Source organism: Desulfosporosinus sp. I2, from assembly GCF_000960765.1.
GTDB lineage: Bacteria > Bacillota > Desulfitobacteriia > Desulfitobacteriales > Desulfitobacteriaceae > Desulfosporosinus.
On the sequence record NZ_JYNH01000327.1, the window covers coordinates 1 to 418 of the forward strand.

At 38.0% G+C, this 418-nt stretch carries 1 protein-coding gene; it reads left to right on the forward strand.

The window, feature by feature from the left end; translation table 11 throughout:
- The first annotated feature begins 105 nt into the window (after window positions 1-105).
- On the forward strand, window positions 106-387 hold the full coding sequence (locus UF75_RS25950) for a hypothetical protein (RefSeq protein WP_045577389.1): 282 nt from the start codon (window positions 106-108) through the stop codon (window positions 385-387).
- Window positions 388-418 lie beyond the last annotated feature (31 nt).

A 418-nucleotide genomic window follows, 5' to 3' on the forward strand; every position in this document is an offset into this window, starting at 1 on the left:
ATGCCCTAGATACGGATTATTATGCTATTATTTAGACGAATGCTTCTCTTCAGCCATTTCCGTAATAGAATACATCAATAGAATTAGCTGAACGGAGGTTAAGTAATGATTGACGTTAATGCGCTAGAGGAACAATGCCCTAAGTGCAACGGTAAGGGTGGAATTGAGAACACCACGTGGTATCATAACTGGGCCATACGAAATTCTAAGCTTCATTTTTTAGAGGCTAAGGATAAACTCGACACAATAGAAAATGAGACTCCGGATCAACCAGATGAATCCGTTTTCTTTTTTTGCAGGAATTGTCATGGCAGGGGAAAAATACTTACAGATAAGGGGAAACAGCTTATGGAGTTTGTAAGATTTTGGCTGAATCCGAATTATTAAACCTGTAACAAATTTAGCTGAAGACATGTAA

Coding starts and splice junctions, on each gene's coding strand:
- UF75_RS25950 (WP_045577389.1), top strand. CDS start 106: ATGATTGACGTTAATGCGCTAGAGGAACAATGCCCTAAGTGCAACGGT.